23 protein-coding genes are annotated in these 23,697 nt (G+C 60.2%); 10 read left to right on the forward strand and 13 right to left on the reverse strand.

What is annotated here, in order from left to right; all coding sequences use genetic code 11:
- Position 1: 1 nt before the first annotated feature.
- The 3 genes from otnC to ltnD are packed head-to-tail and all read right to left on the reverse strand — an operon-like array spanning position 2 to position 2,804.
- A complete protein-coding gene (gene otnC / locus ACJ8PL_RS03125; protein ID WP_016928505.1) occupies positions 2-634 on the reverse strand; it encodes a 3-oxo-tetronate 4-phosphate decarboxylase in 633 nt (210 codons plus the stop codon).
- The gene (gene otnK, locus ACJ8PL_RS03130) at positions 631-1,890 is read right to left on the reverse strand and encodes a 3-oxo-tetronate kinase (protein ID WP_016928504.1); all 1,260 of its coding nucleotides are present in this window, start codon (positions 1,888-1,890) and stop codon (positions 631-633) included. Before otnK ends, otnC begins: the two co-directional genes overlap by 4 nt.
- Entirely contained in the window at positions 1,890-2,804 is a 915-nt protein-coding gene (ltnD, locus tag ACJ8PL_RS03135; protein ID WP_028127935.1) for an L-threonate dehydrogenase, read from the reverse strand. Before ltnD ends, otnK begins: the two co-directional genes overlap by 1 nt.
- Positions 2,805-3,087: 283 nt before the next feature.
- Here ltnD and ygbI point away from each other — a divergent pair, with 283 nt between their 5' ends.
- Positions 3,088-3,858 (forward strand): DNA-binding transcriptional repressor YgbI, encoded by a 771-nt coding sequence (gene ygbI, locus ACJ8PL_RS03140; protein ID WP_016928502.1) that lies wholly within the window; start codon positions 3,088-3,090, stop codon positions 3,856-3,858.
- Between the two features lie 101 nt (positions 3,859-3,959).
- Here ygbI and ACJ8PL_RS03145 read toward each other — a convergent pair whose 3' ends face one another.
- The 4 genes from ACJ8PL_RS03145 to ACJ8PL_RS03160 form a co-directional block, all read right to left on the reverse strand.
- Positions 3,960-4,535, reverse strand: a complete 576-nt coding sequence (locus tag ACJ8PL_RS03145) for a hypothetical protein (RefSeq protein WP_016928501.1) — start codon at positions 4,533-4,535, stop codon at positions 3,960-3,962.
- Between the two features lie 122 nt (positions 4,536-4,657).
- Positions 4,658-5,425: a molybdopterin-dependent oxidoreductase gene (locus tag ACJ8PL_RS03150; RefSeq protein WP_033640918.1), complete on the reverse strand. Its 768-nt coding sequence runs from the start codon at positions 5,423-5,425 to the stop codon at positions 4,658-4,660.
- On the reverse strand, positions 5,418-6,023 hold the full coding sequence (locus ACJ8PL_RS03155; protein WP_048795952.1) for a cytochrome b/b6 domain-containing protein: 606 nt from the start codon (positions 6,021-6,023) through the stop codon (positions 5,418-5,420). Before ACJ8PL_RS03155 ends, ACJ8PL_RS03150 begins: the two co-directional genes overlap by 8 nt.
- Positions 6,024-6,036: 13 nt before the next feature.
- Positions 6,037-6,663: a hypothetical protein gene (locus tag ACJ8PL_RS03160; RefSeq protein ID WP_079450973.1), complete on the reverse strand. Its 627-nt coding sequence runs from the start codon at positions 6,661-6,663 to the stop codon at positions 6,037-6,039.
- A 140-nt stretch (positions 6,664-6,803) separates the two neighbouring features.
- Between ACJ8PL_RS03160 and ACJ8PL_RS03165 the strand changes: the two genes are divergently transcribed.
- Together ACJ8PL_RS03165 and ACJ8PL_RS03170 are read left to right on the forward strand one after the other, a co-directional pair.
- Entirely contained in the window at positions 6,804-7,475 is a 672-nt protein-coding gene (locus tag ACJ8PL_RS03165; protein ID WP_021504273.1) for a heavy metal response regulator transcription factor, read from the forward strand.
- The gene (locus tag ACJ8PL_RS03170; RefSeq protein ID WP_442530813.1) at positions 7,472-8,890 is read left to right on the forward strand and encodes a heavy metal sensor histidine kinase; all 1,419 of its coding nucleotides are present in this window, start codon (positions 7,472-7,474) and stop codon (positions 8,888-8,890) included. The genes ACJ8PL_RS03165 and ACJ8PL_RS03170 overlap by 4 nt, the downstream gene beginning before the upstream one ends.
- On the opposite strand, the gene ACJ8PL_RS03175 is transcribed toward ACJ8PL_RS03170, so the two are convergent.
- Together ACJ8PL_RS03175 and ACJ8PL_RS03180 are read right to left on the reverse strand one after the other, a co-directional pair.
- The gene (locus ACJ8PL_RS03175; protein WP_079450974.1) at positions 8,862-10,370 is read right to left on the reverse strand and encodes a sensor histidine kinase; all 1,509 of its coding nucleotides are present in this window, start codon (positions 10,368-10,370) and stop codon (positions 8,862-8,864) included. The two genes, ACJ8PL_RS03170 and ACJ8PL_RS03175, sit on opposite strands and share 29 nt — an antisense overlap.
- A 3-nt stretch (positions 10,371-10,373) precedes the next feature.
- The gene (locus ACJ8PL_RS03180; RefSeq protein WP_016928494.1) at positions 10,374-11,087 is read right to left on the reverse strand and encodes a response regulator transcription factor; all 714 of its coding nucleotides are present in this window, start codon (positions 11,085-11,087) and stop codon (positions 10,374-10,376) included.
- 150 nt (positions 11,088-11,237) lie between these two features.
- Between ACJ8PL_RS03180 and ACJ8PL_RS03185 the strand changes: the two genes are divergently transcribed.
- The 4 genes from ACJ8PL_RS03185 (at position 11,238) to ACJ8PL_RS03200 (ending at position 13,521) form a co-directional block, all read left to right on the forward strand.
- Complete coding sequence (locus tag ACJ8PL_RS03185) at positions 11,238-11,849, forward strand: cytochrome b/b6 domain-containing protein (protein ID WP_317006525.1); 612 nt, start codon at positions 11,238-11,240, stop codon at positions 11,847-11,849.
- Between the two features lie 10 nt (positions 11,850-11,859).
- The gene (locus ACJ8PL_RS03190) at positions 11,860-12,636 is read left to right on the forward strand and encodes a molybdopterin-dependent oxidoreductase (protein ID WP_049299842.1); all 777 of its coding nucleotides are present in this window, start codon (positions 11,860-11,862) and stop codon (positions 12,634-12,636) included.
- A 59-nt stretch (positions 12,637-12,695) separates the two neighbouring features.
- Complete coding sequence (locus tag ACJ8PL_RS03195; protein ID WP_016928491.1) at positions 12,696-12,986, forward strand: pentapeptide MXKDX repeat protein; 291 nt, start codon at positions 12,696-12,698, stop codon at positions 12,984-12,986.
- 67 nt (positions 12,987-13,053) lie between these two features.
- A complete protein-coding gene (locus ACJ8PL_RS03200; protein WP_016928490.1) occupies positions 13,054-13,521 on the forward strand; it encodes a YkgB family protein in 468 nt (155 codons plus the stop codon).
- Between the two features lie 44 nt (positions 13,522-13,565).
- Here the strand turns inward: ACJ8PL_RS03200 and ACJ8PL_RS03205 are convergent, their stop codons facing one another.
- Positions 13,566-15,605: a choline transporter gene (locus ACJ8PL_RS03205; protein WP_004939112.1), complete on the reverse strand. Its 2,040-nt coding sequence runs from the start codon at positions 15,603-15,605 to the stop codon at positions 13,566-13,568.
- A 400-nt stretch (positions 15,606-16,005) separates the two neighbouring features.
- On the opposite strand from ACJ8PL_RS03205, the gene betI reads away from it, so the two are divergent.
- From betI to betA, 3 genes are all read left to right on the forward strand, one after another.
- Entirely contained in the window at positions 16,006-16,608 is a 603-nt protein-coding gene (betI, locus tag ACJ8PL_RS03210; protein WP_004939107.1) for a transcriptional regulator BetI, read from the forward strand.
- A gap of 14 nt (positions 16,609-16,622) precedes the next feature.
- The gene (gene betB, locus ACJ8PL_RS03215; protein ID WP_342097267.1) at positions 16,623-18,095 is read left to right on the forward strand and encodes a betaine-aldehyde dehydrogenase; all 1,473 of its coding nucleotides are present in this window, start codon (positions 16,623-16,625) and stop codon (positions 18,093-18,095) included.
- 225 nt (positions 18,096-18,320) lie between these two features.
- On the forward strand, positions 18,321-19,988 hold the full coding sequence (gene betA / locus ACJ8PL_RS03220; protein ID WP_016928485.1) for a choline dehydrogenase: 1,668 nt from the start codon (positions 18,321-18,323) through the stop codon (positions 19,986-19,988).
- Positions 19,989-20,096: 108 nt separating this feature from the next.
- On the opposite strand, the gene ACJ8PL_RS03225 is transcribed toward betA, so the two are convergent.
- The 3 genes from ACJ8PL_RS03225 to ACJ8PL_RS03235 all read right to left on the reverse strand — a co-directional run bounded on the left by ACJ8PL_RS03225 (position 20,097) and on the right by ACJ8PL_RS03235 (position 23,231).
- Positions 20,097-21,722, reverse strand: coding sequence for an FMN-binding glutamate synthase family protein (locus tag ACJ8PL_RS03225; RefSeq protein ID WP_015377182.1), 1,626 nt, complete (start codon positions 21,720-21,722; stop codon positions 20,097-20,099).
- 180 nt (positions 21,723-21,902) lie between these two features.
- Positions 21,903-22,493, reverse strand: a complete 591-nt coding sequence (locus tag ACJ8PL_RS03230; protein WP_004939094.1) for a LuxR family transcriptional regulator — start codon at positions 22,491-22,493, stop codon at positions 21,903-21,905.
- A gap of 21 nt (positions 22,494-22,514) precedes the next feature.
- On the reverse strand, positions 22,515-23,231 hold the full coding sequence (locus ACJ8PL_RS03235; protein WP_016928483.1) for an EAL domain-containing protein: 717 nt from the start codon (positions 23,229-23,231) through the stop codon (positions 22,515-22,517).
- Positions 23,232-23,697: the final 466 nt, after the last annotated feature.

A 23,697-nucleotide genomic window follows, 5' to 3' on the forward strand; every position in this document is an offset into this window, starting at 1 on the left:
GTCAGCTCCGTAATTCGGCAATTTCATCATCGGTCAAATAGCGGATCGGACGATCGCCGAGGGTGAAGATCAGCCGCGCCGCGTCTTCCATCTCTTCGGCATTGTCCGCCGCCGCTCGCAGGTTTTTACCGGTCACCACCGGCCCGTGGTTGGCCAGCAAAAAGGCGCGGTGGGTCGGCGCCAGGCGAGCCAGATCCTGCGCCAACCTTTCGTCACCGGGGCGATAGTAGGGCACCACCGGCACCTTGCCGACGCGCATCACCACATAGGGGGTGAACGGTTTGATGGCGTTGTCGACGTCCAGCCCCTGCAGGCAAGAGAGCGCCGTGAGGTAGGTGCAATGCAGGTGCACCACCGCTTTGCATTCAGGATTGTTCAGATACAGCGCTCGGTGAAAGCTGATCTCTTTCGACGGCTTGTCGCCGGAGAGCCAGTCGCCGTTCAGGCTCACTTTAGACAGGCGATCGGCCTGCAGCTCGCCCAGGCAAGAGCCGGTCGGCGTCGCCAGCAGCGCGCCGTCCGGCAGCAACAGCGAGAGGTTGCCGGCGGAACCGGTGGCGTAACCGCGTTGAAAAAACGAGGCGCCGAGGCGCACCATCTCTTCGCGCGCCTGTTGTTCGATGGTCATGGTCATACTGGAAACTCCGTTTGCGCGCGCGCGAAGAAGGCTTCATCGCCAAAATTGCCTGATTTCAGCGCCAGGGAAATCGCCCGATCGCTGGCGCGCACCCAGGGAACGCCGGGGGAAATACTGGGGCCAATATGGAAGCCGCGAATGCCCAGCGCCTGCGTGACCACGCCGGAGGTTTCTCCGCCGGCGACGATAAAGCGGCTGAATCCCAACTGGCGCAGTTGCACCACCAATTCGGCAAACAACGCCTCCACCGCCTCGCTGGCGGCGCTACCGTGCTGCCGTTGCGTTTGCTGCAGCGCTTCCGGCGCCGCGGTGGCGTAGATCAGCGGGGCAAGCGCCTCCCCGGCGTGATGCTGCGCCCAGTGCGCCAACTCGGCGGCGTAGGCGGCGCGTGCCTGCGGTTCGAGGCAACGGTCGATATCGATGGCCTGCGCCGAAGCGCGCTCGCGATAGTGCGCCACCTGCCGGTTAGTCATCACAGAACACGAGCCCGACAGCACTGCTGCCTTTTCCCCCTGCGGCGCGCCGGCCGCCTCTGCCGCACGATCGCCGCTTTGCGCCCATTGCCGCGCCAGGCCGATCGCCAGGCCTGAACCGCCGGTCACCAGCTTCATCGTTTTCAACGCTTCACCCTGGATGAGCAGATGCCGCTCGTTGAGCGTATCCAGCACCGCGTAGCGCACGCCTTCCTGGGCCAGTTGGCGCAGCTTCTCGCTGACCGCCTCGGCGCCGCGATCCATTTCCGCCGCCGTCACCAGCCCGCAGCGCCCGGCGGCCTGGGATTCCATCAGGCGCAGCAGGTTGCTGTCGGTCATTGGCGTGACCGGGTGATGACGCATACCGGATTCAGACAGCAGCTGTTCCCCGACGAACAGGTGGCCCTGATAGACCGTGCGGCCGTTTACCGGCAACGCCGGTGAGACAACCGTGAAATTTTCCCCCAGCGCGGTGAGCAGGGCGTCGGTCACCGGGCCGATATTGCCCTGTGCGGTGCTGTCGAAAGTGGAGCAGTATTTGAAGTAGAACTGGCGGCAGCCCTGTTTTTGCAACCAGGCCAGCGCCTGCAACGACAGTTCGACCGCCTGTTCTGCCGGGCAGGAGCGCGATTTCAGACTGATGACCGCCGCCTGTGCATTGATCTGGGTTTCGTCTTGCGGCACGCCGTTCAGCTGCACCGTCGGCAGGCCGTTTTGCACCAGAAAACTGGCGATGTCGGTCGCGCCGGTAAAGTCATCCGCGATTACGCCAAGCAGCATCAGAGCGCCTCCTTTTTCTGCGGCAGATCGATGCCGGCAAAGATTTTGATTACCGCACTGTCATCTTCTTTACCGTAACCGGCGTTGCTGGCGGCGGTAAACATGGTGAAAGCGGTAGAGGCCAGCGGCAGCGGGAAGTGCAGCGCCTTGGCGGTATCCGCCACCAGCCCCAAATCCTTGACGAAGATATCCACCGCCGATTTGGGCGCATAGTCGCCGTCGACCACATGGCGCATGCGATTTTCGAACATCCAGGAGTTGCCGGCGGCGTGGGTGACCACGTCGTACATCACGTCCAGCGGGATGCCGGCGCGGGCGGCCAGCGCCATGGCTTCCGCTCCGGCGGCGATGTGCACGCCGGCCAACAGCTGATGGATGATTTTTACCGTCGCGCCCAGACCGATCGTCTCGCCGATGCGGTAAACCTTGCCGGCGATGGCGTCCAACACGGGTTGCAGACGCTCGAAGGTGGCGTCGGCGCCGGCGGCCATCACCGTCATCTGGCCTTCCTCCGCCTTGGCCGCTCCGCCGGAAACCGGCGCGTCCAGCATCGGTAGCCCGTAGTCCAGCAGCCGTTGCTCGATCTGTTTGGCGTCATCGGCGGAAATGGTCGAAGAGACCATCACCGCGGTGCCTGGCTTGAGCTTTGGCGCCAGGCCTTGTTCGCCGAACAGGATCTGCTTCACCTGGGCGGCATTCACCACCAGCAGCAGCACGGCGTCCAGCTCGGCCGCGAAGTCGCACGCGCTGGTAGACGCTTGTTTCGCGCCAGCCTGCTGCAGCGTCGCCAGCGCCTGCGGATTCAGGTCCGCCCCGTAGGTGGTCAATCCGGCGCGGAGGCACGAACGCGCCGCGCCCATGCCCATCGCGCCCAGTCCGATGATGCAGACGGCATAATTCCCTGGGTGTGTCATACTGCACTCCTGTTAATTTTAGTGATAATTTGTTTTGTTGTGTTAAATGTAAGCGCTTGTCGACGGTTTATCCGCGATCGATATCACAATAATTAACAATGTGTGAAACGAGTTTTTCGTCTGATTTCTGGCCCGTATCAACATTATTATTATGTTTTTAAATAAGTTTATGTTTACCTGGCCTAACTGCGCGCGTCGTCACGCCGCGAAAAATTAGGGCTATCGGCGAACGAAAATTGACGTAAAATCACAATTATTATCACCGCAGCAACGAGAGGGAACCGTGATACCTGTAGAACGCCATCAACAAATTCTTGCGCTGGTATCCGAACGCGGCGTCGTCAGCATTGCCGAGCTGACCGAACGGCTGGGGGTGTCGCACATGACGATCCGCCGTGATTTGCAAAAGCTGGAGGAACAGGGCGCGGTGCAGTCGGTCTCGGGCGGCGTGCAGGCGCCCGAGCGGGTGGCGAGCGAACCTTCGCACCAGGCCAAAGAGGGGATGTTCAGCCGGCAGAAACTCGCCATTGGCCGGCTGGCGGCGCGGCAAATTCCCGCCGGCAGCTGTATCTATCTGGATGCCGGCACCACCACGCTGGCGCTGGCGAAACAGATCGGTGAACGTGACGATTTGACGGTGGTGACCAACGACTTTGTCATCGCCGGCTTCCTGATCGAACACAGCCAGTGCAGAATCATCCACACCGGCGGCACCGTGTGCCGGGAAAACCGCTCCTGCGTCGGCGAAGCGGCGGCACAGGCGCTGCGCGGTCTGTTTATCGATCTGGCGTTCATCTCCGCCTCTTCGTGGAGCATGCGCGGCCTGTCGACGCCGAACGAAGACAAGGTGATGGTGAAGAAGGCTATCGTCGAGGCCAGCCGCCGCCGCATTCTGCTCAGCGATACGTCCAAATACGGCAAGGTCGCGACCTACCTGGCGCTGCCGATCGCTGCCTTTGACGCCGTCATTACCGACGAAGGGTTGCCCGCCGCCGCGCGGGAGGCCATTGAGCAAGCGGGGATTGCATTGCTGACGGCGGGAGAAGAAGAATAAGAACGAACCGGAATCAGGATGAAAGCTCGGTATCGATGCCACGTGCGGGCGCTTCACTTGCTTCAATGCCGCCGCGTTCACGCCATTCGCGGCGCCTTTGTTCAGCCCATTCTTCGTGGAAGGCTCGCATCTCTTTTTGGTGCTGTTCCTTTATGCTCATAGGGGTTGGGTGAGATTCTGCCGTCAACAGGCGGGATTTCGATGACATATAATCCGTCCTCAATAAGCTCTTGGTTGTACAAATAATGTACGCGATGCGCGTGTTTTTTCAAGAGCGAGTCATAAATTCTGGCTAGCGCTGGCCTGAGCGGTACACTGAAAACCAATCTTGCTTGGTATTGCGCCACAAAAGTGACGATCGCCAGGCCGATGCCGTTAATGAAGAGTTGTTCTCGTTCATATCGGGTGTATGCCATCCTGGTATAGGTATCAAATAAGGATCTGGTTACTTCGGCGCGGTTTTCCAATGCTCTTACATCGTACAGTTCCATGACGTAAGCATTGTCCAAAACTTCCGAGGCAGGATAAGCCCCAATAAGCCATTGACGCATCCTTAACGTCGCTTTTTTAAAATCAAGGTAATACGCAGCAACGCTGCTGGCTTTTTTATAAACCGTTATTCGGTATCTATACTCCGTGACAGGTCGTGCATTGATCTCCCTCACATCAATCTCCATGATAAAATCCTTTTTACTATTATTTTTCCTATAGTTATCCCCTTTGTGACGAACAGATTATTAATCGCGGCGGAGACAATCCTCCAGCCGCCGATGAGGGTTGTGCGCAGCGCCGCGCAAAACTAAATGCCGCTGAACCAGTTGTAGCCCTGATCCTCCCAATAGCCGCCCGGATTGACGTCGCTGACGAAGATCGCGGCGATATGTTTGGCGTTTTTGAACCCCAGTTTGGTTGGCACGCGCAGCCGCAGCGGGTAGCCATAGTCCGCCGGCAGCGCCTTGCCGCCGAAATCCAGCGCCAGGATGGTCTGCGGGTGCAGCGCGGTGGCCATGTCGAGGCTGGCGTAGTAACGATCGGCGCATTTGAAGCCGACGTAACCGGCATTCAGATCCGCGCCGACGTGCTGCAGAAAGGTGCGCAGCGGCACGCCGCCCCATTGACCAATGGCGCTCCAGCCCTCAATGCAGATCAGACGCGTGATCTGACTTTGCTGTGGCAGCCGCTGCAGCTGTTCCAGCGTCCAGGGCGCTTTTTTCTCCACTTTCCCCGCGACCTCAAGCCGATAGCCGGCAAGATCGATCTCGGGGACGTTGTATTCCGGGTAAAACGCGTTGAAGGGGAAAGGCTGGGTAATCTGATCGGGGCGGTAAGTTTGCGCCAACCGCTGGCCGCTGAACAGCCAGGCCTGCACCCGGTCGTTCCAGCGCGACATGGCCCACAGCACCTTATCCACCCGATCGCCGTCTTGCAGGTTGCAACCGGTGAGCATGGCGATGCCGCCCAGCGTCAGCCCGGAGCGCAACATCAGCCGGCGTTGCAGATTGACCAACTGCTTTTTTTGGTCCGGTTCCAGCGTCGGCGCGGCTGCCCGCTGTTTTTTCTCATTCATGTTTGCCACCCGTTATCATCGCCCACAGAGTTTTGGGCACGACAGCCACCATAAAGACGTGGATCGCCACGAACAGGCCGATGCCGGCCATGGCGAAAAAATGCACGTAGCGTGCGAAATCGAAGCCGCCAAACAGCGCGACCAATCCCTGCAGCTGAACCGGCTTCCAAATCGCCAGGCCGGACAGCACCAGCAATAGACCCAGCGCCAGTACGCCGAGGTACATCAGTTTCTGAATGGCGTTATAGTGGCCATGCCGGTGGCGCAGGCGCAGCGTCAACGCCAGCCAGATATCCTGCCGCAGCGCGCCGATGCGAAGCGGCAACAGATCGCGGCGAAAATGACCGCTGAACAGGCTCCACAGCAGATAGCAGACGGCGTTGAGCGCCAATAGCCACATCACCGCCAAATGCCAACCAATCGCGCCGCCCAGCCAACCGCCCAGCGTCATCTGTGGCGGAAAGCGGAAATCGAACAGCGGCGAGGCGTTGTAGATTTCCCAACCGCTCATGAACATGCACACCATGGCGAACAGGTTGATCCAATGAGTGATTCGAACCGGCCAGCGATGCACCGGCCGCGACGCGTTGGTTTTCATGGCTTTCCTCCGGTTACATCGGCGGCACGGTGCCGTCTTTGCCGGCGGAAATGCGGGTGGCGACGCGCTGGCCCTTATCGTCGGCGGCGGAGAACAGCACGATGTGCACGCCCGGTTTCAGCAGGCTCAGATCGCCCGGATCCAGCGTCACGATCGGCACGTCTTCCGGCACGACGACGGTTTTCTGCTGGTTGCCGTAGGTGACGGTCAGGGTGCGGCCGTTGGATTTGAGCAGTTTACCGACGGTGCCGTTGGTCATGGTGTCCACTTTGCCGTCGGCGGATTCCCAGGCCGAATGCCCTTCGCCGGTGCCGCGCAGGCTGGCGGCGAACACGTGCACCTCCAGCGCTTTGAGCGTGCCGTCCGGCTGCGGCACGGCGGCGGTGCCGATAAAGCTGTCCGGTTTGATGTCGTCCAGCGTGGCTTTGGAAACGCTGAGCACTTTGGTCTGATCGTTCAGCTTGACGCTGAGTGTCTCGCCTTTGCGATCGGTCAGTTGCAGATTGCCGTCGGCAACCTGGCTGATGGTGCCGCGCAGCGGCGCAATCACCTTGCCCGGCGGTTGGGCGGCGGCGGCCAAGCCGCTGGACAGCAGTAATGTGGATAACAATAAACCGGCTATACGATGACGGGTAATCATAACGTTCTCCTGAAATGAGTTTGCCGGTTAAGCATGGTTGACCTACTGGGTCAGCGCCATGGCCGTTTGATGACATTAATGTCATCAAGTTTGTCCGCCGAAACTGCTAGTATTTTTGCAGACGTAACGAGGTGGCGAGCATGCGAATACTGGTTGTTGAAGACGATATCGGCACAGGGGATTACCTGAAGAAAGGGCTGGGTGAGGCGGGCTACGGCGTCGATTTGGCGCGCACCGGCACCGATGGGCTGTTTCGCGCGTTGGAGCAGGATTACGATGCGATCGTGCTCGACGTGATGCTGCCGGGGCTGGACGGCTGGCAGATCATCGAGGTATTGCGCAAGAAAAGCGACGTGCCGATCCTGTTTCTCACCGCCCGCGATGGCGTGCAGGATCGCATTCACGGTCTGGAGCTGGGCGCGGACGACTATCTTATCAAGCCGTTTTCCTTTACCGAGCTGGTGCTGCGTTTGCGCACCTTACTGCGCCGTGGGCCGGCGCGCGAAGCCGATCATTACGCCATCGCCGATCTGCAGTTGGACGTATTGCGCCGCCGGGCGGTGCGCCAGGATCAGGTGATCCCGTTGACCAACAAGGAGTTCATGCTGCTGCATCTGCTGGTGCGGCGCGAAGGCGAAGTGCTGTCGCGCACGCAGATAGCCTCTCAGGTGTGGGACATGAATTTCGACAGCGACACCAATGTGGTTGACGTGGCGATCAAACGCCTGCGCGCCAAGATAGATCGGCCGTTCGACGTCAAGCTGATCCACAGCGTGCGCGGCATCGGCTATGTTTGCGAGCCGCGCTCGTGAACGCCCGCGCTTCACGTCGGCCGGTGTCGCTGACGCTGCGCACCGCCATGCTGTTCGCGCTGGTGGCCGCCTGCGTGGTGAGCGGGGCGGGCTGGTATCTGTTCGGCGCCATGCGTCAGGAAATGACGCTCCGCAGCGATCTGCAGGTGACCGGGCGCATCGAGTATTTCCGCCATTTACTGGGGCAGCGCTTTCCTTTGGCGCGTCTGACCGCCAATAACGGCCTGTTCGAAAATATGCTGGGCAATGAACAGGACGTGCTGATTTTCCAAATCCCGGGGCAAAAGCCGCTCATCAATGTGAATCCGGCCAGGGTGGCCCTGCCGCCGATCGCACCGACGCCGCCCGAACAGGCGCAGACGCTGGCCGCCGTGCGCGGCGGGGAAACGGCGCAGGGGGTGCCGCTGCGCGCGGCGTCGGCGATGGTGCGCCTGGAAGACGGCAGTTTGCTGCAGATCTCCGCCGCGCACGTGATGGTCAACGAGCAGAAGATGCTGGCGCGTTACCTGTGGCGCATTGTCGCGGCGGTCATTGTGGCTTTCCTGCTGATTGCGCTGCTGGGCTATGGGGTCATGCGCCGGGGATTGAAGCCGCTATGGCGCATGGCGGCGCAGGCGTCGCAGATCGCGCCCAATACATTGTCGACGCGCCTCAGCGAACAGGGGGCGCCGAAGGAATTGCAGCAGCTGACCCGTTCGTTCAATGCGATGCTCGATCGGTTGAATGAAGGTTATCAGCGGCTGACGCAGTTTTCCGCCGATCTGGCCCATGAGATCCGCACCCCGGTGGGCGCGTTGATGGGCCAGTGTCAGGTGGCGCTGTATCAACCCCGCAGCGTGGAGGAGTACGAAACCCTATTGTCGAACAATATGGATGAGCTGGAGCGTATTTCGCGCATGGTGGAAAACATCCTGTTTCTGGCGCGCGCCGGTGAGGCGCAGTCCGCGCTGGACTACAGTCGTCTGGATGTGGCGGCAGAGCTGCGGCGGGTGGCGGATTACTTCGAAGGGCTGGCGGAAGAACGCGGCATCGCGCTGAGCTGCGAGGGGGAAGGCGAGCTGAAGGCGGACGCGATGTTGTTCCCGCGGGCGCTGAGCAACCTGGTGGCCAACGCGGTGCGTTATGCCGACGAAAACAGCCTGATCGTCCTGCGGGCTGAACGGCGCGCCGATGCCTGGTGGGTGCAGGTCATCAATCAGGGGCCGCCGATCGCGCCGGCACAGCTGGAAAAACTGTTCGATCGTTTCTACCGCGCCGATCCCGCGCGCAGCGCCGGCAGCCACGCCAGCGGCCTCGGGCTGTCTATCGTACGCGCCATCATGACGCTGCACGGCGGTGAGGTGCGCGCCGAATGTACCGGGCGCGCGTCTGCAGCCAGCCTCATTTTCAGCCTGCGGTTCCCGCTCGCGCAATAACCGTTGTGCCGGACTCACGCGGCGGAATGGCAAAGCGGAAGCAGGCGCCGCTTTGCGGTTGTTCAATCAGTTGGATGTCGCTGTCGTGCAGTTGCAGAATGCGCCGCACGATCATTAACCCCAGCCCGCCGGCGGGGCGTCGGGCGCCGCTCAGGATCGACGGCCGCACGAACAGATCGGCGCGCAGCGTCTGCGGAATGCCGGGGCCGCTGTCGCTGACCTGCACCATCACCCGACCTTCCTGCCGCCACAGCCGCACGCCAATGTCGCCGCCGGGCGGCGTATGGCGAATGGCGTTGTCCAGCAGGTTGGTCAGCACCCGCTCAATCATGCTGAGATCGGCGAACACCGGTGGAATGCCGGGAGCGATGTCGGCGTGCAGCCGCTGATTGCGCGCCTCCGCCGCCAGCTCGAACTTCTGGAACACGTCTTGCAGCAGTTCGCTGAGGGAGAAGGGTTCTTTCTGCGGTTTCACCACGCCGTACTCCAGCCGCGCCAGCTCGAACAGCTCCTGCGCCAGCTTGCCCACCTTGCGGCTCTGCGCCAGCGCGATCTCCAGATAGCGGCGCCGTTCGGTGTCGCTCAGGGTGGCGGCCTTGACCGACAGCGTTTCCAGATAACCGTGCAGCGAGGTGAGCGGGGTGCGCAGATCGTGCGAGACGTTGGCGATGAATTCGCGCCGCAGCCGATCCTGCTGCGCCAGCGTTTGCCACTGTTCGGCGAGACGCTGCGCCATGCGGTGAAAGGCCTGTTGCAACTGACTGACCTCGTCGCGCCCGGCCGGCGCCGCCGGCAGCGCTGCGTAGGCCTGCACAGCCTCGATGCCGCCGCTGTCCAGCGCATTGACCTGGCGGGTCAGGCGCCGGATGGGGCGAGTGACCCAGTAAAACGCGAAACCGCCGGCCAGCAGGCTGAACAGCACCATCACCCCGGAGGTCCACAGCGCCATCCTGACCGCCGAGTTGAACTGGGCGTTGCTGGCCAGCGCCGTGTACTCTTCACCGAGCAAGACCACATACAGATAGCCCTCGACCCGGCCGTCGACCTTCAGCGGCGCAACGCTGAACACCTTGCGCCCGTCCGCGCTGCGCGGATCGTCGCCGTACACCGGCATCTGCGCGCCATCGAGCAGCGCCTGCAGCGGCGGCAGCGCGACCCGCTGCCGTTTCAGATGCCCGGCCGGCGCGGCGTTGCCGATGATTGCGCCCTGTTTGTCGAGCAGATAAACCTCCACGCTGGGGTTCACCGCCATCAGTTGGTCGAACAGGGTGTGCACCGCCTGCGGATCCGGCCCGTTCACCCCCAGCAGCGGATTGCTGTCGGCGATATGCTGCGCCAGGTTGCCGGACAGGCGCTGGATCACCGCCTGACTGTACTGGGTATTGCTGCGCACCTGCATCCAGCCGGAAAAGGCGCAGCCGATGACGATCAGCAGCGCGAAGATCAGCGTGAGGCGCTGCGCTAACGTAAGGTTTTTCATGGCTCACTCTTGCGGCGCGGCCGCGAATTTATAGCCCATGCCCCACACCGTGAGGATGCGCTCGGGTTCCGCCGGATTGCGCTCAATCTTGATGCGCAGCCGGTTGATATGGGTGTTGACGGTGTGCTCATACCCTTCGTGCTGATAGCCCCAGACCTGATTCAACAGGCTGAGGCGCGAGAACACCTGGCCCGGGTGGCGGGCGAAAAAGTACAGCAGGTCGAATTCGCGCGGCGTCAGCTCGATCGGCTGTTGGTGCAGGCGCACCTCGCGGGCGATAGGATCGATGGTCAGATCGTTGAAGCTGAGCGCGCCGGCATCCATGCGCAGGTTGCGGCTCATCGCCTCCTGGCGGCGAAACAGCGCCTTGACCCGCGCCACCAGCTCCAGCATGGAAAAGGGTTTGGCCAGATAGTCGTCGGCGCCCAGCTCCAGCCCCAGCACACGGTGCACCTCGCTGGAGCGCGCGCTGGTGATGATGATCGGCGTGTAGCGCGTCATGGTGCGCGCCCGGCGGCAAATCTCCAATCCGTCCACGCCCGGCAGCATCAGATCGAGGATCAAGGCGTCCCAGCCGCCCTGTTCCAGCATCGCCATGCCCTGATTGCCGTCGGCGGCGTGGCTGATGGCGTAACCCTCGTCACGCAGATGCAGCTGCAGCAGCTCGGCGATGTCGCCGTCGTCTTCGACGATCAAAATTCGTTTTGGCTTGTCCATTCTCATTACCGCTGATTGCCCGATTCACTCTGAAGTCTACACAACCGCCATCGGCGGAGTTATCACATTTTATTTAACTCTGCGTGAGGTCTTGGGGAACAAATCCGGGGAATACTCGGTTCATCGCATCGTTAGCTGGCAGGAATCGTTATGAGCCTCACTCTCACCCCGGAACAACGACAGACCGTACATCCGCTGTGGCTGCGGTTAACGCATTGGCTGAATGCGCTGGCGATGCTGATCATGGTGACCAGCGGCTGGCGCATCTACAACGCCTCGCCGCTGTTCAACTTCAGCTTTTTCAACGAGCTGACGCTCGGCGGCTGGCTGGGCGGCGCGCTGCAGTGGCACTTCGCCGGCATGTGGCTGTTTGGCGTCAACGGGCTGTGCTACCTGCTGCTTAACCTGACCAGCGGGCGTTTCAAACGCAAATATTGGCCGCTCAGCCCGAAGCAGTTTCTCGCCGATGTCGGCGCGGTGTTGCGCGGCCGGTTGCAGCACGCCGACCTGCGCCACTACAACATGGTGCAGCGCGTGGCCTATCTGTCGGTGATGCTCCTTGGCGTGCTGAGCGCGCTGTCCGGACTGGTGCTGTGGAAATCGGTGCAGTTTCCACTGCTGCGCACGCTGCTCGGCGGCTATGAAGCGGCGCGCTATATCCACTTTTTCGCCATGTCGGCGCTGGTGGCCTTCGTCGCGATCCATCTGGTGATGGTGGCGCTGGTGCCCCGCACGCTGTTGGCCATGCTGCGCGGACGCTAAGGAGTGAATGATGGAAAAGGATAAACAAATCATGACGATCGTTGAAGGGCAGGCGATCGTCAAAGAAGCGCAGCGCTTGTTGACCGCGTCATCCCGCCGCCGCTTTCTGCGCAACGGCCTGACGTTGGGCGGTATCGCCATGCTTACCGGCTGCGATCTCAGCGGCAACGCCAACGTCGAGCAGGCGTTGAGCCGTATTTCGCGCCTCAACGATCGGGTGCAGGGCTGGCTGTTCAACGGCGATCGTTTGGCGCCGGTCTACCCGGAGTCGATGATCACCCGGCCATTCCCGTTCAACGCCTTTTACGCCGAGGAGGACGCGCCCGACATCAACGGCGACGACTATCGGCTGGAGGTGGCGGGGTTGGTGCAGGACAAGCGCGCCTGGAGCCTGCCGCAGCTGCATCGGATGGCGCAGGTCAGCCAGGTGACGCGTCATATTTGCGTCGAGGGTTGGAGCGCTATCGGCAAGTGGGGCGGCGTGCCGTTCGCCACCTTTCTCAAGGCGATCGGCGCGGATCTGAGCGCCCGCTACGTCAGCTTCAAATGCGCCGACGACTACTACACCAGTATCGACATGGCCACCGCGCTGCATCCGCAGACGATTATCGCGCTGACCTACGACGGCCAGATCTTGCCGCGCAAGTACGGCTACCCGATGAAGCTGCGCATGCCGACCAAGCTGGGCTACAAGAATCCGAAGCACATTCAGGTGATCGAGGTCACCAACCGCTTCCCGGGCGGTTACTGGGAAGACCAGGGTTACAACTGGTTTGGCGGCAGCTGAGGCGGCCGCCGGCCATTCTCCGGCACTCCGGTGCCTTTGACATGACGGAAGGAAATACCATGAAAAAGTTATTCGCAATGATGATGTGCAGCGCGCTGATGCTGGGCGTGGCCGGCGCCAACGCCGCGGACGGCATGAGCAAAGACGCGATGAAAAAGGACGGCATGAGCCAGATGTCGCACGACGGCATGGCGAAAGATGGGATGAAGAAAGAGTGCATGGGCAAGGACTGCATGAAGAAAGACAAGATGGGGAAAGACGCCATGAAAAAGGATGGCATGGCGAAAGACGGTATGGCCAAAGACGGCATGAAGAAAGACGAAATGAAAAAGGACGCGATGGGGCAGTAAGCCGCCGTACCCCGCGGCCGCAAGCGGCAAACCGCGGCGGCCGCGGGCAACATAAGGAGAGAGGACGATGCTGGCGACATGGCTGAGGCGCTTTCGGCGCTCGAACGGGGACGTTATCTTTATGCGCGCGGCGCTGGTGGTGATCTTCGCCGCCTTCGGCTACGCCAAGTGGTTTGATTACGAAGCGCAGGGACTGGTGCCACTGATCGGCAACAGCCCGCTGCTGAGCTGGATGCACCAGGCGTTCGGCATCCGCGGCGCCAGCTATGCGCTGGGCGTCGCCGAGTGGAGCTTCGGTTTGCTGCTGCTGGCGGGATTCTGGTCGCGGCGGCTGGGGTTGCTGGGGGCGATCGGATCGACGGTGACCTACCTGACCACGCTGACGCTGATCTTTTCCACGCCGGGCGCCTGGGAGCCCTCCGCCGGCGGTTTTCCCGCCATGGCCGGCGCCACCAGCTTTTTAATCAAGGATCTGGTGTTGCTGGCCGGTTCCCTGGTGCTGTTGAAAGCCGATTTGCCGGCCGAGCAGGCATAAAAAAGGGCGTAGCCTGGCTACGCCCTCTCGTTATTGATTGACCGTCACATATCCGGGAAGGTCAGGGTGCCCCCCGGCGCTTCGCGATGAATGTGCAGGAAGTTCAGGTGCTTCTCATACTGGTCGAGGATATCGCCAATCACCTGTTCCTTGCTGTAGTCCATCAGGTCGTTGCCCTGGGTGCCTTCCATCAGGAAGGTTTCCAGCCGGTAGTAGTGCGACTTGCCGGAGCGGGCGCGGTAGGTGAAGCCCGGCACCGAGTAGCGCATCGGCCAGATCTGATAGATAAAGTTCTGTTCCTCGCCCAGGTGCACCAGCAGCTCCAGGTGGTTCAGGCGTTCGTCTTCGGTCGGCGGCACTTCGCTGAACTCCACTTTCGCGCCGCGCAACTCCAGCTCGCGCGCCACGTCCTGCATCGCCGGACGGCAAACCTTATCCAACATTTTCTGCGTGTACTGCGTGCCCGGGTAGTTCATCACCCGCGACAGACGCTGTTTCCAGTTGAGCACGTCGTGGCTGGAGACCGGCACCGGCGCCAGGGTGCTGAGCGCGCTGGCCTTGCGGTAGTCTTCCACCCGCAGCGATTTATACAGCCCGGCCATCACGAAGAAGATCACGAAGCTGAACGGCAGGCCCATGATCACCGTGGTTTTCTGCAGCGCCGGCACGCCGTCGGTCATCAGCATGCCGATGGTCAGCAGGCCGATGGCCACCGACCAGAAAATCCGCAGCCAGTTCGGCGCATCATTATTGATGTCGGCCAGGCGCGAGGTGAAGTTGCCCAACACCAGCGAGCCGGAGTCCGCCGAGGTGACGTAGAACAGCAGGCCGGTGATGGTGGCCACCGAGGCGCTGAAGGTGAAGCCGGGGTATTGCGCCAGCAGGCTGTAGAAGCCGCGCTCCGGGAACTGCATCACTTCCTGAGCAAACTCGGCGTTGCCGTGGATGATCTGGTACAGTGCGCTGTTGCCGAAGATAGACAGCCACAGCAGGGTAAACACGAACGGTATGATCAGCGTGCCGACCACGAACTGACGAATGGTGCGCCCGCGCGAGATGCGCGCCAGGAAGAGGCCGACGAACGGCGACCACGCCACCCACCAGGCCCAGAAGAACAGCGTCCAGTTGTTCATCCATTCCACCGGCCGATCGAAGGCGAAGCTGTTGAGCGTCATGCCCATAAAGCGGTTGACGTAATCGCCGACGTTAAGCACCAGCGCGTTGAGCAGGAACTCGGTGTCGCCGAAGAACAACACGAACAGGATCAGACCCAGCGCCAGCAGCACGTTCAGCTCGGACAGGATGCGGATGCCCTTATTGACGCCGGAAGTCACCGAGATGGTGGCCATGATCACCGACAGCAGAATCAGCGAGCCCTGCACCGTCAGGTTTTCCGGGATCTCGAACAATACCTTGAGGCCGTAGTTGAGCTGCACCACGCCGATGCCCAGCGTGGTGGCGATGCCGAAGATGGTGCCGAGCACCGCGGCGATGTCCACGCTGTGGCCGATCGGACCGTTGATGCGCTTACCGAAGATCGGGTACAGCGCCGAGCGGATGGTCAGCGGCAGATTGTAGCGATAACTGAAGTAGCCGAGGGCGATGCCCATCAGCGCATACATCGACCAGCCGGTCAGGCCGTAGTGGAACAGCGTCCAGACCATCGCCTGGCGCGCGGCCTCCAGCGTTTGCGCGTCGCCTTCCGGCGGCATCATGTACTGGGTCACCGGCTCGGCGACCGAGAAGAACATCAGGTCGATGCCGATGCCGGCGGCGAACAGCATCGCCGCCCAACTCATCAGGCTGAACTCCGGTTTGGACTGTTCCGGCCCGAGCTTGATGGAACCGAAGCGCGAGGCGGCGATAAACACCACGAACACGATGTACAGCGTCGCCGCCAGCAGGTAGTACCAACCGAAGGTGGTCGACACCCAATTCAGCGTGCGGGTGATCCACTGCCCGGAGAAGTCGGTGAAAAAGATGGTCATCAGCGAGAAGGCTAGGATCAGCCCCGCCGAGGTGAAGAAAACCACAGGGTTGAGGCGGTCCTGCTGCGGTTTGGAGGAGGTTTCGCGTGTTGTCATCGTCATCCTCTGAACTGAGTAAAATCGTGCCGCTCCGCATTTCGGGGCGCGTTGGCGCCGCCGGAAAACGGGCGAATAAAGGCGGCGACCATCCCCATGGGAATGGCCTGAGTAACGCCGCTTTCGCCTGTTGCTGAAGCACCGGAGCGCTTCGCGGCGGGAACCGCTTACAGCCACTGATTTTGGTCAGATTCGTTAATTACCTCACAAAAATCAGCCAGTTCCACAACCAGATAGTACAAATTTTTAACCAGGCGGCAATAAAATATATGCAATTTTTATTGAACGTTCAATCAAAAAAAAGTTTAATAGTCCTCATGATGACCTGAATCACGGGCGAAACGGCAGTGAAATTTGCCCGCTGAGATAAGGCCGAAGTCGGTTTTGTGAGAGTCGAAATATGCCAAAGGTAGGAATGCAGCCAATCAGAAGGCAGCAGTTGATTGATGCCACGCTCGCCGCGGTAAACGAAGTGGGAATGCATGACGCCACCATCGCGCAGATTGCGCGGCGGGCCGGCGTTTCCAACGGCATCATCAGCCATTATTTCAAGGACAAGAACGGCCTGCTGGAAGCCACGATGCGCTATCTGATCAGCCATCTGGGCGAGGCGGTGAAATTGCGCTTGCAGGCGCTCACCGATAACAGCCCGGCGGCGCGGCTGCAGGCGATCGTCGCCGGCAACTTCGACGACAGCCAGATCAACAGCGCGGCGATGAAGACCTGGCTGGCCTTTTGGGCCAGCAGCCTGCACCAGCCGCAGCTCAACCGGCTGCAACAGGTGAACGGCCGCCGGCTTTATTCCAACCTGTGCGCCGAGTTTCGCCGCGTCATGCCGCAGCCGCAGGCGCGGTTGGCGGCCAAGGGGCTGGCGGCGCTGATCGATGGGCTGTGGCTGCGCAGCGCGCTGCGCGGTTCGGCGTTCAATCAGGCGCAGGCGCTGGCGCTCACGACCGAATACATCACGTTCCAACTCCGGGGGCAAACGCCGCCCGGAGGCTAACTCAAGGAGATCCTATGTCCCGTTTTGGCTTGCAGAAGCTCTATATTCATGGCGCCTATGTAGACAGCACCGCTGGAAAAACCTTCAACGCCATTAATCCGGCGAACGGCGAAGTTCTGGCTGAAGTCCAGTCCGCCGGCGCTGAAGACGTCGATCGTGCGGTGGCCAGCGCGGCCAGCGGGCAGAAGGTGTGGGCGGCGATGACGGCGATGGCGCGTTCGCGCATCCTGCGTCGCGCGGTGGATATTCTGCGCGAGCGCAACGATGAGCTGGCGGCGCTGGAAACGCTGGATACCGGTAAAGCGATGTCGGAAACCACCGCGGTGGACATCGTCACCGGCGCCGACGTGCTGGAGTACTACGCCGGCCTGATCCCGGCCATTGAAGGCGAGCAGATCCCGCTGCGCGATACCTCGTTCGTCTACACACGCCGCGAACCGCTGGGCGTGGTGGCCGGCATCGGCGCCTGGAACTACCCGATTCAGATCGCGCTGTGGAAGTCCGCGCCGGCCCTGGCGGCGGGCAATGCGATGATTTTCAAACCGAGTGAAGTCACGTCGCTGACGGCGCTGAAGCTGGCGGAAATCTACACCGAAGCCGGCCTGCCGGACGGCGTGTTCAACGTGGTGACCGGCAGCGGCGCGGAGGTGGGGCAGTACCTGACCGACCATCCGGGCATCGCCAAAGTCTCTTTCACCGGCGGGGTGAAAACCGGCAAGAAGGTGATGGCCAACGCGTCGGGTTCGACGCTGAAGGAAGTCACCATGGAACTGGGCGGCAAGTCGCCGCTGATTATCTTCGACGACGCCGATCTGGATCGCGCCGCCGATATCGCCATGATGGCCAACTTCTACAGTTCCGGCCAGGTGTGCACCAACGGCACCCGCGTCTTCGTGCCGGCGGCGCTGCAGGTGCAGTTTGAGGCGAAAATTCTCGAGCGCGTGAAACGCATTCGCCTCGGCGATCCGACCGATCCGCAAACCAACTTCGGGCCGCTGGTCAGCTTCGCGCATATGGAATCGGTGCTGCGCTTTATCGAGAGCGGCAAAAACAGCGGCGCGCGCCTGCTGTGCGGCGGCGAACGCGTCACCCACGGCGAATTCGGCAAGGGCGCTTATGTGGCGCCGACGGTATTCAGCGACTGCCGCGACGACATGGAAATCGTGCGCGAAGAGATCTTCGGACCGGTGATGAGCATCCTCAGCTACCAGAGCGAAGAGGAAGTGGTGCGCCGCGCCAACGACACCACCTTCGGCCTGGCCGCGGGCGTGGTGACCCACGATCTGGCCCGCGCGCACCGCGTGATCCACCAGCTGGAAGCCGGCATTTGCTGGATCAACACCTGGGGCGAGTCGGCGGCGGAAATGCCGGTCGGCGGCTATAAGCAGTCCGGCGTCGGCCGCGAAAACGGCCTGACCACGCTGGAGCACTACACCCAGATCAAATCGGTGCAGGTCGAGCTGGGCGAATACGCCTCGGTATTTTAACTATCCCCGTCGTCTTTCCAGCTACAGCGTTGTTGGCTGCGAGCGCAGACCCCAGTCACTTACTTGAGTAAGCTCCTGGGGCTCTGCGCCCTTGCCGGCTAGCTGTAACTCGAAATCCATAGGGGATATATCCTTTTTTGCATCCAAAACTGCCTTGATATATTCAGCATGCGGAATTCAAGCCATTCGCATCATTCAGGCATATGAATATTTAGGAGATAATGAATGGAATTTGACTACATCATTATCGGTGCCGGTTCCGCCGGCAACGTGTTAGCCACCCGATTGACCGAAGACGCCGACGTCAGCGTCCTGCTGCTGGAAGCCGGCGGCCCGGATTACCGGATGGATTTCCGTACCCAGATGCCGGCCGCGCTGGCGTTTCCGCTGCAGGGCCGCCGCTATAACTGGGCGTATGAAACCGATCCTGAGCCGCACATGAACAACCGCCGGATGGAATGCGGCCGCGGCAAAGGGCTGGGCGGTTCATCCCTGATCAACGGCATGTGTTACATTCGCGGCAACGCGATGGACTTCGACAACTGGGCCAAGGCGCCGGGTCTGGAAGACTGGACCTATCTGGACTGTCTGCCGTATTTCCGCAAGGCGGAAACGCGCGATATCGGCCCGAACGATTACCACGGCGGTGATGGCCCGGTGAGCGTCACCACGCCGAAGGCCGGCAACAACGAACTGTTCCACGCCATGGTGGAAGCCGGCGTACAGGCGGGCTATCCGCGCACCGACGATCTGAACGGTTACCAGCAGGAAGGATTCGGCCCGATGGACCGCACCGTGACGCCGAAAGGGCGCCGCGCCAGCACCGCCCGCGGTTATCTTGATCAGGCGCGTTCACGGCCGAACCTGAAGATCGTCACCCATGCGCTGACCGACCATATCGTGTTCGAGGGCAAGCGCGCAGTGGGCGTCAACTATCTGCAGGGCGACAGCAATCAGCTGACCCATGCCAAAGCGCGCCGCGAAGTGCTGCTGTGCGCCGGCGCCATCGCCTCGCCGCAAATTCTGCAGCGTTCGGGTGTCGGCCCGGCGGCGCTGCTGAAAAGTCTGGACATCAACGTGGTGCACGATCTGCCGGGGGTAGGGGAAAACCTGCAGGATCACCTGGAGATGTACCTGCAGTACGCCTGCAAGAAACCGGTGTCGCTGTACCCGGCGTTGCAATGGTTTAACCAGCCGAAGATCGGTGCGGAGTGGCTGTTCAACGGCACCGGCATCGGCGCCAGCAACCAGTTCGAGGCCGGCGGTTTCATTCGCAGCCGCGCAGAGTTCGCCTGGCCGAACATTCAGTATCACTTCCTGCCGGTGGCGATTAACTACAACGGTAGCAACGCGGTGAAAGAGCACGGTTTCCAGGCGCACGTCGGTTCGATGCGTTCGCCGAGCCGCGGCCGGGTGCAGGTGAAATCGAAAGATCCGCGCCAGCATCCGAGCATTCTGTTCAACTACATGGCGACCGAACAGGATTGGCAGGAGTTCCGCGACGCTATCCGCATCACGCGCGAAATCATGGCGCAGCCGGCCTTGGACGAATACCGCGGCCGCGAGATTAGCCCAGGGCCGGAGGTGCAGACCGACGAGCAGTTGGACGCCTTCGTGCGCGAGCACGCCGAAACCGCCTTCCACCCGTCCTGCTCGTGCAAGATGGGCGAAGACGAAATGGCGGTGGTCGACGGCCAGGGCCGGGTGCACGGCATGGAAGGATTGCGGGTGGTGGATGCGTCAATCATGCCGCTGATCATCACCGGCAACCTGAACGCCACCACCATCATGATCGCCGAGAAGATCGCCGATCGCATTCGCCAGCGCACGCCGCTGCCGCGCAGCACCGCCGACTACTACGTCGCCGGCGATGCGCCGGTGCGCAAGCAGTAACCGACACGCCCTCTCGCCGTTGAGGGGGAGGGCCGCCGTAGCAAGCAACCCCTCTCCATATGCTCTTCCCCAAGGCGAGGGGGCAACTCTCTTTTATCCCTTATCCCATCATGCCGCCGGCAGCGAGATCGCCTGATCGAAACTGGTGGGCGTCGCCATGCGCCACATGCGGGCGTAGAACTCGCTTTTGATCTCCGGCTGCAGCAGCGCGCCGGGCTCCAGGTAGTAATAGATATCGGCGTACACCTTGATCTCGGTCGGCGTGATGCGGCGCAGCATATGGTGCGAGGTCAGCTGCTCCGGGCGGCTGACGCCGGCCGCCGCCAGCATGTCCGCCAGCGCTTTCACCGTATTTTGATGGAAGTGGTAGACGCGTTCCGCCTTGTTCGGCACCACCAGCGCCTTTTGCCGCAGCGGATCTTGCGTCGCGACGCCGGTCGGGCAGTGGTTGGTGTGGCAGCTTTGCGACTGGATGCAGCCGACGGCGAACATAAAGCCGCGCGCCGAGTTCACCCAGTCGGCGCCGAGCACCAGCACGCTGGCGATGTCAAAGGCGCTGATGATCTTGCCGCTGGCGCCAATCTTGATTTGGTCGCGTAGGCCGCAGCCCACCAGCGTGTTATGCACGAACAGCAGCCCTTCGCGCAGCGGCATGCCCATATAGTTGGAGAGTTCGAGCGGCGCGGCGCCGGTGCCGCCTTCCTTGCCGTCCACCACGATGAAGTCCGGCAGGATGCGGGTGTGCAGCATCGCCTTGACGATGGCGACGAACTCCCACGGGTGGCCGATGCACAGCTTGAAACCGACCGGCTTGCCGCCTGACAGCTCGCGCAGCTGTTGGATGAACTGCATCATTTCCAGCGGGGTGGTGAAGGCGCTGTGCGAAGCCGGCGAGATGCAATCCACGCCTTCCGGCACGCCGCGGGTGGCAGCGATTTCCGCATCCACCTTCTTCGCCGGCAGAATGCCGCCGTGGCCGGGTTTAGCGCCCTGGCTGAGCTTGATTTCAATCATTTTCACCTGCGGGCTTTGCGCTTGTTCGGCAAAGCGGCGCGGATCGAAATGGCCGTCGGCGGTGCGGCAGCCGAAATAGCCGCTGCCCAGCTCCCACACCAGATCGCCGTTGTTTTCGCGGTGATAGCGGCTGATGCTGCCCTCACCGGTGTCGTGGTAGAAGTTGCCCTTGGCCGCGCCGAGGTTGAGCGCGCGGATGGCGTTGGCGGAGAGCGCGCCGAAGCTCATGGCCGAAATGTTGAAGATCGACGCGGAGTAGGGCTGGCGGCAATCGGCGCCGCCGATGGTGATGCGGAAACTGGTTGGGTCGGCGGCTTCCACCGGCCGCATGGAGTGGCCGATGCACTCATAGCCGGTTTGGTAGACGTCCAGCAGGGTGCCGAACGGTTTGTCACCCATCTCATTTTTCGCACGGCGATACACCAGCGTGCGCTGGGTGCGCGAAAACGGGATCTCTTCATTATCCTGCTCGAGGAAATACTGGCGCAGTTCCGGGCGGATGAACTCGAAGAAGAAGCGCAGGCGGCCGATGATCGGGTAGTTGCGGCAGATGGCGTGGCGCTGCTGCGTGAGATCGTAGATACCCAGCACCATCAGGCAACCGCAGGCCAGGGCCGGCAGCCAGAACCACGGATGGTTGTGCATCATGATCAAGAAAACCAGGGTGAGCAAGATGCTCAGCACAAAGCAGGTATAGCGGCTGAATAAGGACGACTTCATAACATCTCCTGATGTTTATTTTAATCCACACGACATGACTCACGGATAATCCGTGTGCAAATCGTAACCAACAGGAGAGGATGTTGTGTGTCTGTTGCTGCTTTGTCGCCGGTTGTTACATTAATTTAACCTGGCGGAAGGGGGTTGCCGCGCGGCGTGCCGCGCAACAAGCCAAGATATTTATTTTCCGGCGACGAAGATGGTGCTCATGCTGCGCAGCCGCAGCTTTTTCATCGCGCTGTATTTTTGCGAGAAGATGGTTTTCGGGTGCGTGCCGCGTTTTTCCGCAATGTGCAGCAGGCTGTCGCCGCGCAGCAGATTGAAGATCACGTCGCTTTCCGCCGGGCTGAGCTCGCGGGTTTTCTGCACCCGGATGCCGCCCGGTTCCTTGCTTTCCAGCAGCCGCTGGATTTTTTCCTGCAGCGAATAAAGCGGAATGCGGGTAGAAACCAACTCAACGGAAATCCCCAGGATCGACAGCAGTTTCACTACGCGCTCGTCGTCATAGAACACCAGCAGGCGCGTCTTGCTGTTGTATTGCTGATGCAGGGACACCAGGCTTTCTATCACGTTGACGCTCTGTTCCAGGTTTTGCGAGGTGAAAATCAGCGCGATATCGTGCTTGGTGATCTTCTCCGCTTTGGCGCCGCCATGCATGAAATCGGAAAACAGGCGGATATCGTACGCGCCGTAGTGTTTCTTCAGCAGCACCGACAGGCCAACATAGCTGTACTTACACTCACTAATCACAAGAACGTTGTTTTTAGACATAGGGCAAACACCAATACCGAGTTAAAAGTATTCAGCTGTAAGAAGCGAGTTCAAATCCTTGATGCTGGATTCCTTCCACAGCTTTCCCTGCAGTGCGTAATATGGCATTTCATCCAGCCATTTCTTGTGTTCGGGAGTTTCAACTCCTTCGATAATTACCTTGTAATGATTAAGGTAAAAGAAGCGCAGTAACGCGCGCATCAAGCCCTCGCCGCCGGACTTTTTCATAAAGTCCCAAAGCAAAAAACGGTCGAGCTTAACGAAGCGGAACTGGCTGTTGTACAACGCGGAAAAACCCGCATAGCCAGAACCAAAATCATCGAGCCAAAATGAATAACTATTCAATGACGGATCGCCGTGCACGCGATCTTTCACCAGCCGGGTTGAATTCTCGCTGATCTCAAAATGAATACAGCGCAGGGCATTAATTCTTTCGGCAAAGTGAGTATTCGCCAGCGATTGCAGGGAATAATCGTCAACATTCAAAGTGGCTATCACTTGGTTTTCATGAAACCAGTGTTTGTATTTATCGATCAGATTGATCTGATCCATCAAAATCTCAATCCGGGTTGCGCTGTCGGCGTGACGAAAGAACTGTTCAGGAGAAAAATGGGCGTATTCGCTATTAAACGTAAAGCGAGACAGACATTCAACGGCCAGCAATTGTCCCGATTTCGCGAACATTGGCTGAAAAACATAATTAATGCCGTTATTTTTCTCTCTGAAAGAACCGCTCATTTCCCAATCCTTGGATTGATATTTAACTTGTTGATTTTTAATGGTTAAAAAGAAAGTTACTCCAGGTTTATTGGTAAATTTCTTATTTAAAGCGTCAGGATGGCCGAAACGTGTCGACAGACCATTAAACGCGTAATTCGTGCCAAAGTCCAAACGTCGCAATATGTTACTAAGTGTAAATATTCGGGATAATATTCTGATTTTCAGGCCTTAACGCAAAATCTTGAACTCTGCAGCTTTCCCAAACACAGATTATTCCTATTCATATGAATCGTCAACATCGATCGATAGGTATCCGCCGATAGTTTATTCCTATCAAGAGGGGGCTTATGAATGTTTTAAACGATTTAACATTAAGAATATGCTTAGTCTATATTTCGTCCGGCAATGAGTTCATCGAGGCAACGCTCCTTTTCAGCAAGGGAGTGCTATCGCTGAGTGTATGCTCAGTGGCGGCAATATATAT

Source organism: Serratia sp. CY83965 (assembly GCF_052166375.1).
GTDB classification, from domain to species: domain Bacteria; phylum Pseudomonadota; class Gammaproteobacteria; order Enterobacterales; family Enterobacteriaceae; genus Serratia; species Serratia marcescens.

Bases quoted from the DNA above. Each gene is read 5' to 3' on its own strand.
- otnC (WP_016928505.1), bottom strand. From the start codon at position 634: ATGACCATGACCATCGAACAACAGGCGCGCGAAGAGATGGTGCGCCTC.
- otnK (WP_016928504.1), bottom strand. From the start codon at position 1,890: ATGCTGCTTGGCGTAATCGCGGATGACTTTACCGGCGCGACCGACATC.
- ltnD (WP_028127935.1), bottom strand. From the start codon at position 2,804: ATGACACACCCAGGGAATTATGCCGTCTGCATCATCGGACTGGGCGCG.
- ACJ8PL_RS03145 (WP_016928501.1), bottom strand. From the start codon at position 4,535: ATGGAGATTGATGTGAGGGAGATCAATGCACGACCTGTCACGGAGTAT.
- ACJ8PL_RS03150 (WP_033640918.1), bottom strand. From the start codon at position 5,425: ATGAATGAGAAAAAACAGCGGGCAGCCGCGCCGACGCTGGAACCGGAC.
- ACJ8PL_RS03155 (WP_048795952.1), bottom strand. From the start codon at position 6,023: ATGAAAACCAACGCGTCGCGGCCGGTGCATCGCTGGCCGGTTCGAATC.
- ACJ8PL_RS03160 (WP_079450973.1), bottom strand. From the start codon at position 6,663: ATGATTACCCGTCATCGTATAGCCGGTTTATTGTTATCCACATTACTG.
- ACJ8PL_RS03165 (WP_021504273.1), top strand. From the start codon at position 6,804: ATGCGAATACTGGTTGTTGAAGACGATATCGGCACAGGGGATTACCTG.
- ACJ8PL_RS03175 (WP_079450974.1), bottom strand. From the start codon at position 10,370: ATGAAAAACCTTACGTTAGCGCAGCGCCTCACGCTGATCTTCGCGCTG.
- ACJ8PL_RS03180 (WP_016928494.1), bottom strand. From the start codon at position 11,087: ATGGACAAGCCAAAACGAATTTTGATCGTCGAAGACGACGGCGACATC.
- ACJ8PL_RS03185 (WP_317006525.1), top strand. From the start codon at position 11,238: ATGAGCCTCACTCTCACCCCGGAACAACGACAGACCGTACATCCGCTG.
- ACJ8PL_RS03190 (WP_049299842.1), top strand. From the start codon at position 11,860: ATGGAAAAGGATAAACAAATCATGACGATCGTTGAAGGGCAGGCGATC.
- ACJ8PL_RS03195 (WP_016928491.1), top strand. From the start codon at position 12,696: ATGAAAAAGTTATTCGCAATGATGATGTGCAGCGCGCTGATGCTGGGC.
- ACJ8PL_RS03200 (WP_016928490.1), top strand. From the start codon at position 13,054: ATGCTGGCGACATGGCTGAGGCGCTTTCGGCGCTCGAACGGGGACGTT.
- ACJ8PL_RS03205 (WP_004939112.1), bottom strand. From the start codon at position 15,605: ATGACAACACGCGAAACCTCCTCCAAACCGCAGCAGGACCGCCTCAAC.
- betI (WP_004939107.1), top strand. From the start codon at position 16,006: ATGCCAAAGGTAGGAATGCAGCCAATCAGAAGGCAGCAGTTGATTGAT.
- betB (WP_342097267.1), top strand. From the start codon at position 16,623: ATGTCCCGTTTTGGCTTGCAGAAGCTCTATATTCATGGCGCCTATGTA.
- betA (WP_016928485.1), top strand. From the start codon at position 18,321: ATGGAATTTGACTACATCATTATCGGTGCCGGTTCCGCCGGCAACGTG.
- ACJ8PL_RS03225 (WP_015377182.1), bottom strand. From the start codon at position 21,722: ATGAAGTCGTCCTTATTCAGCCGCTATACCTGCTTTGTGCTGAGCATC.
- ACJ8PL_RS03230 (WP_004939094.1), bottom strand. From the start codon at position 22,493: ATGTCTAAAAACAACGTTCTTGTGATTAGTGAGTGTAAGTACAGCTAT.
- ACJ8PL_RS03235 (WP_016928483.1), bottom strand. From the start codon at position 23,231: ATGAGCGGTTCTTTCAGAGAGAAAAATAACGGCATTAATTATGTTTTT.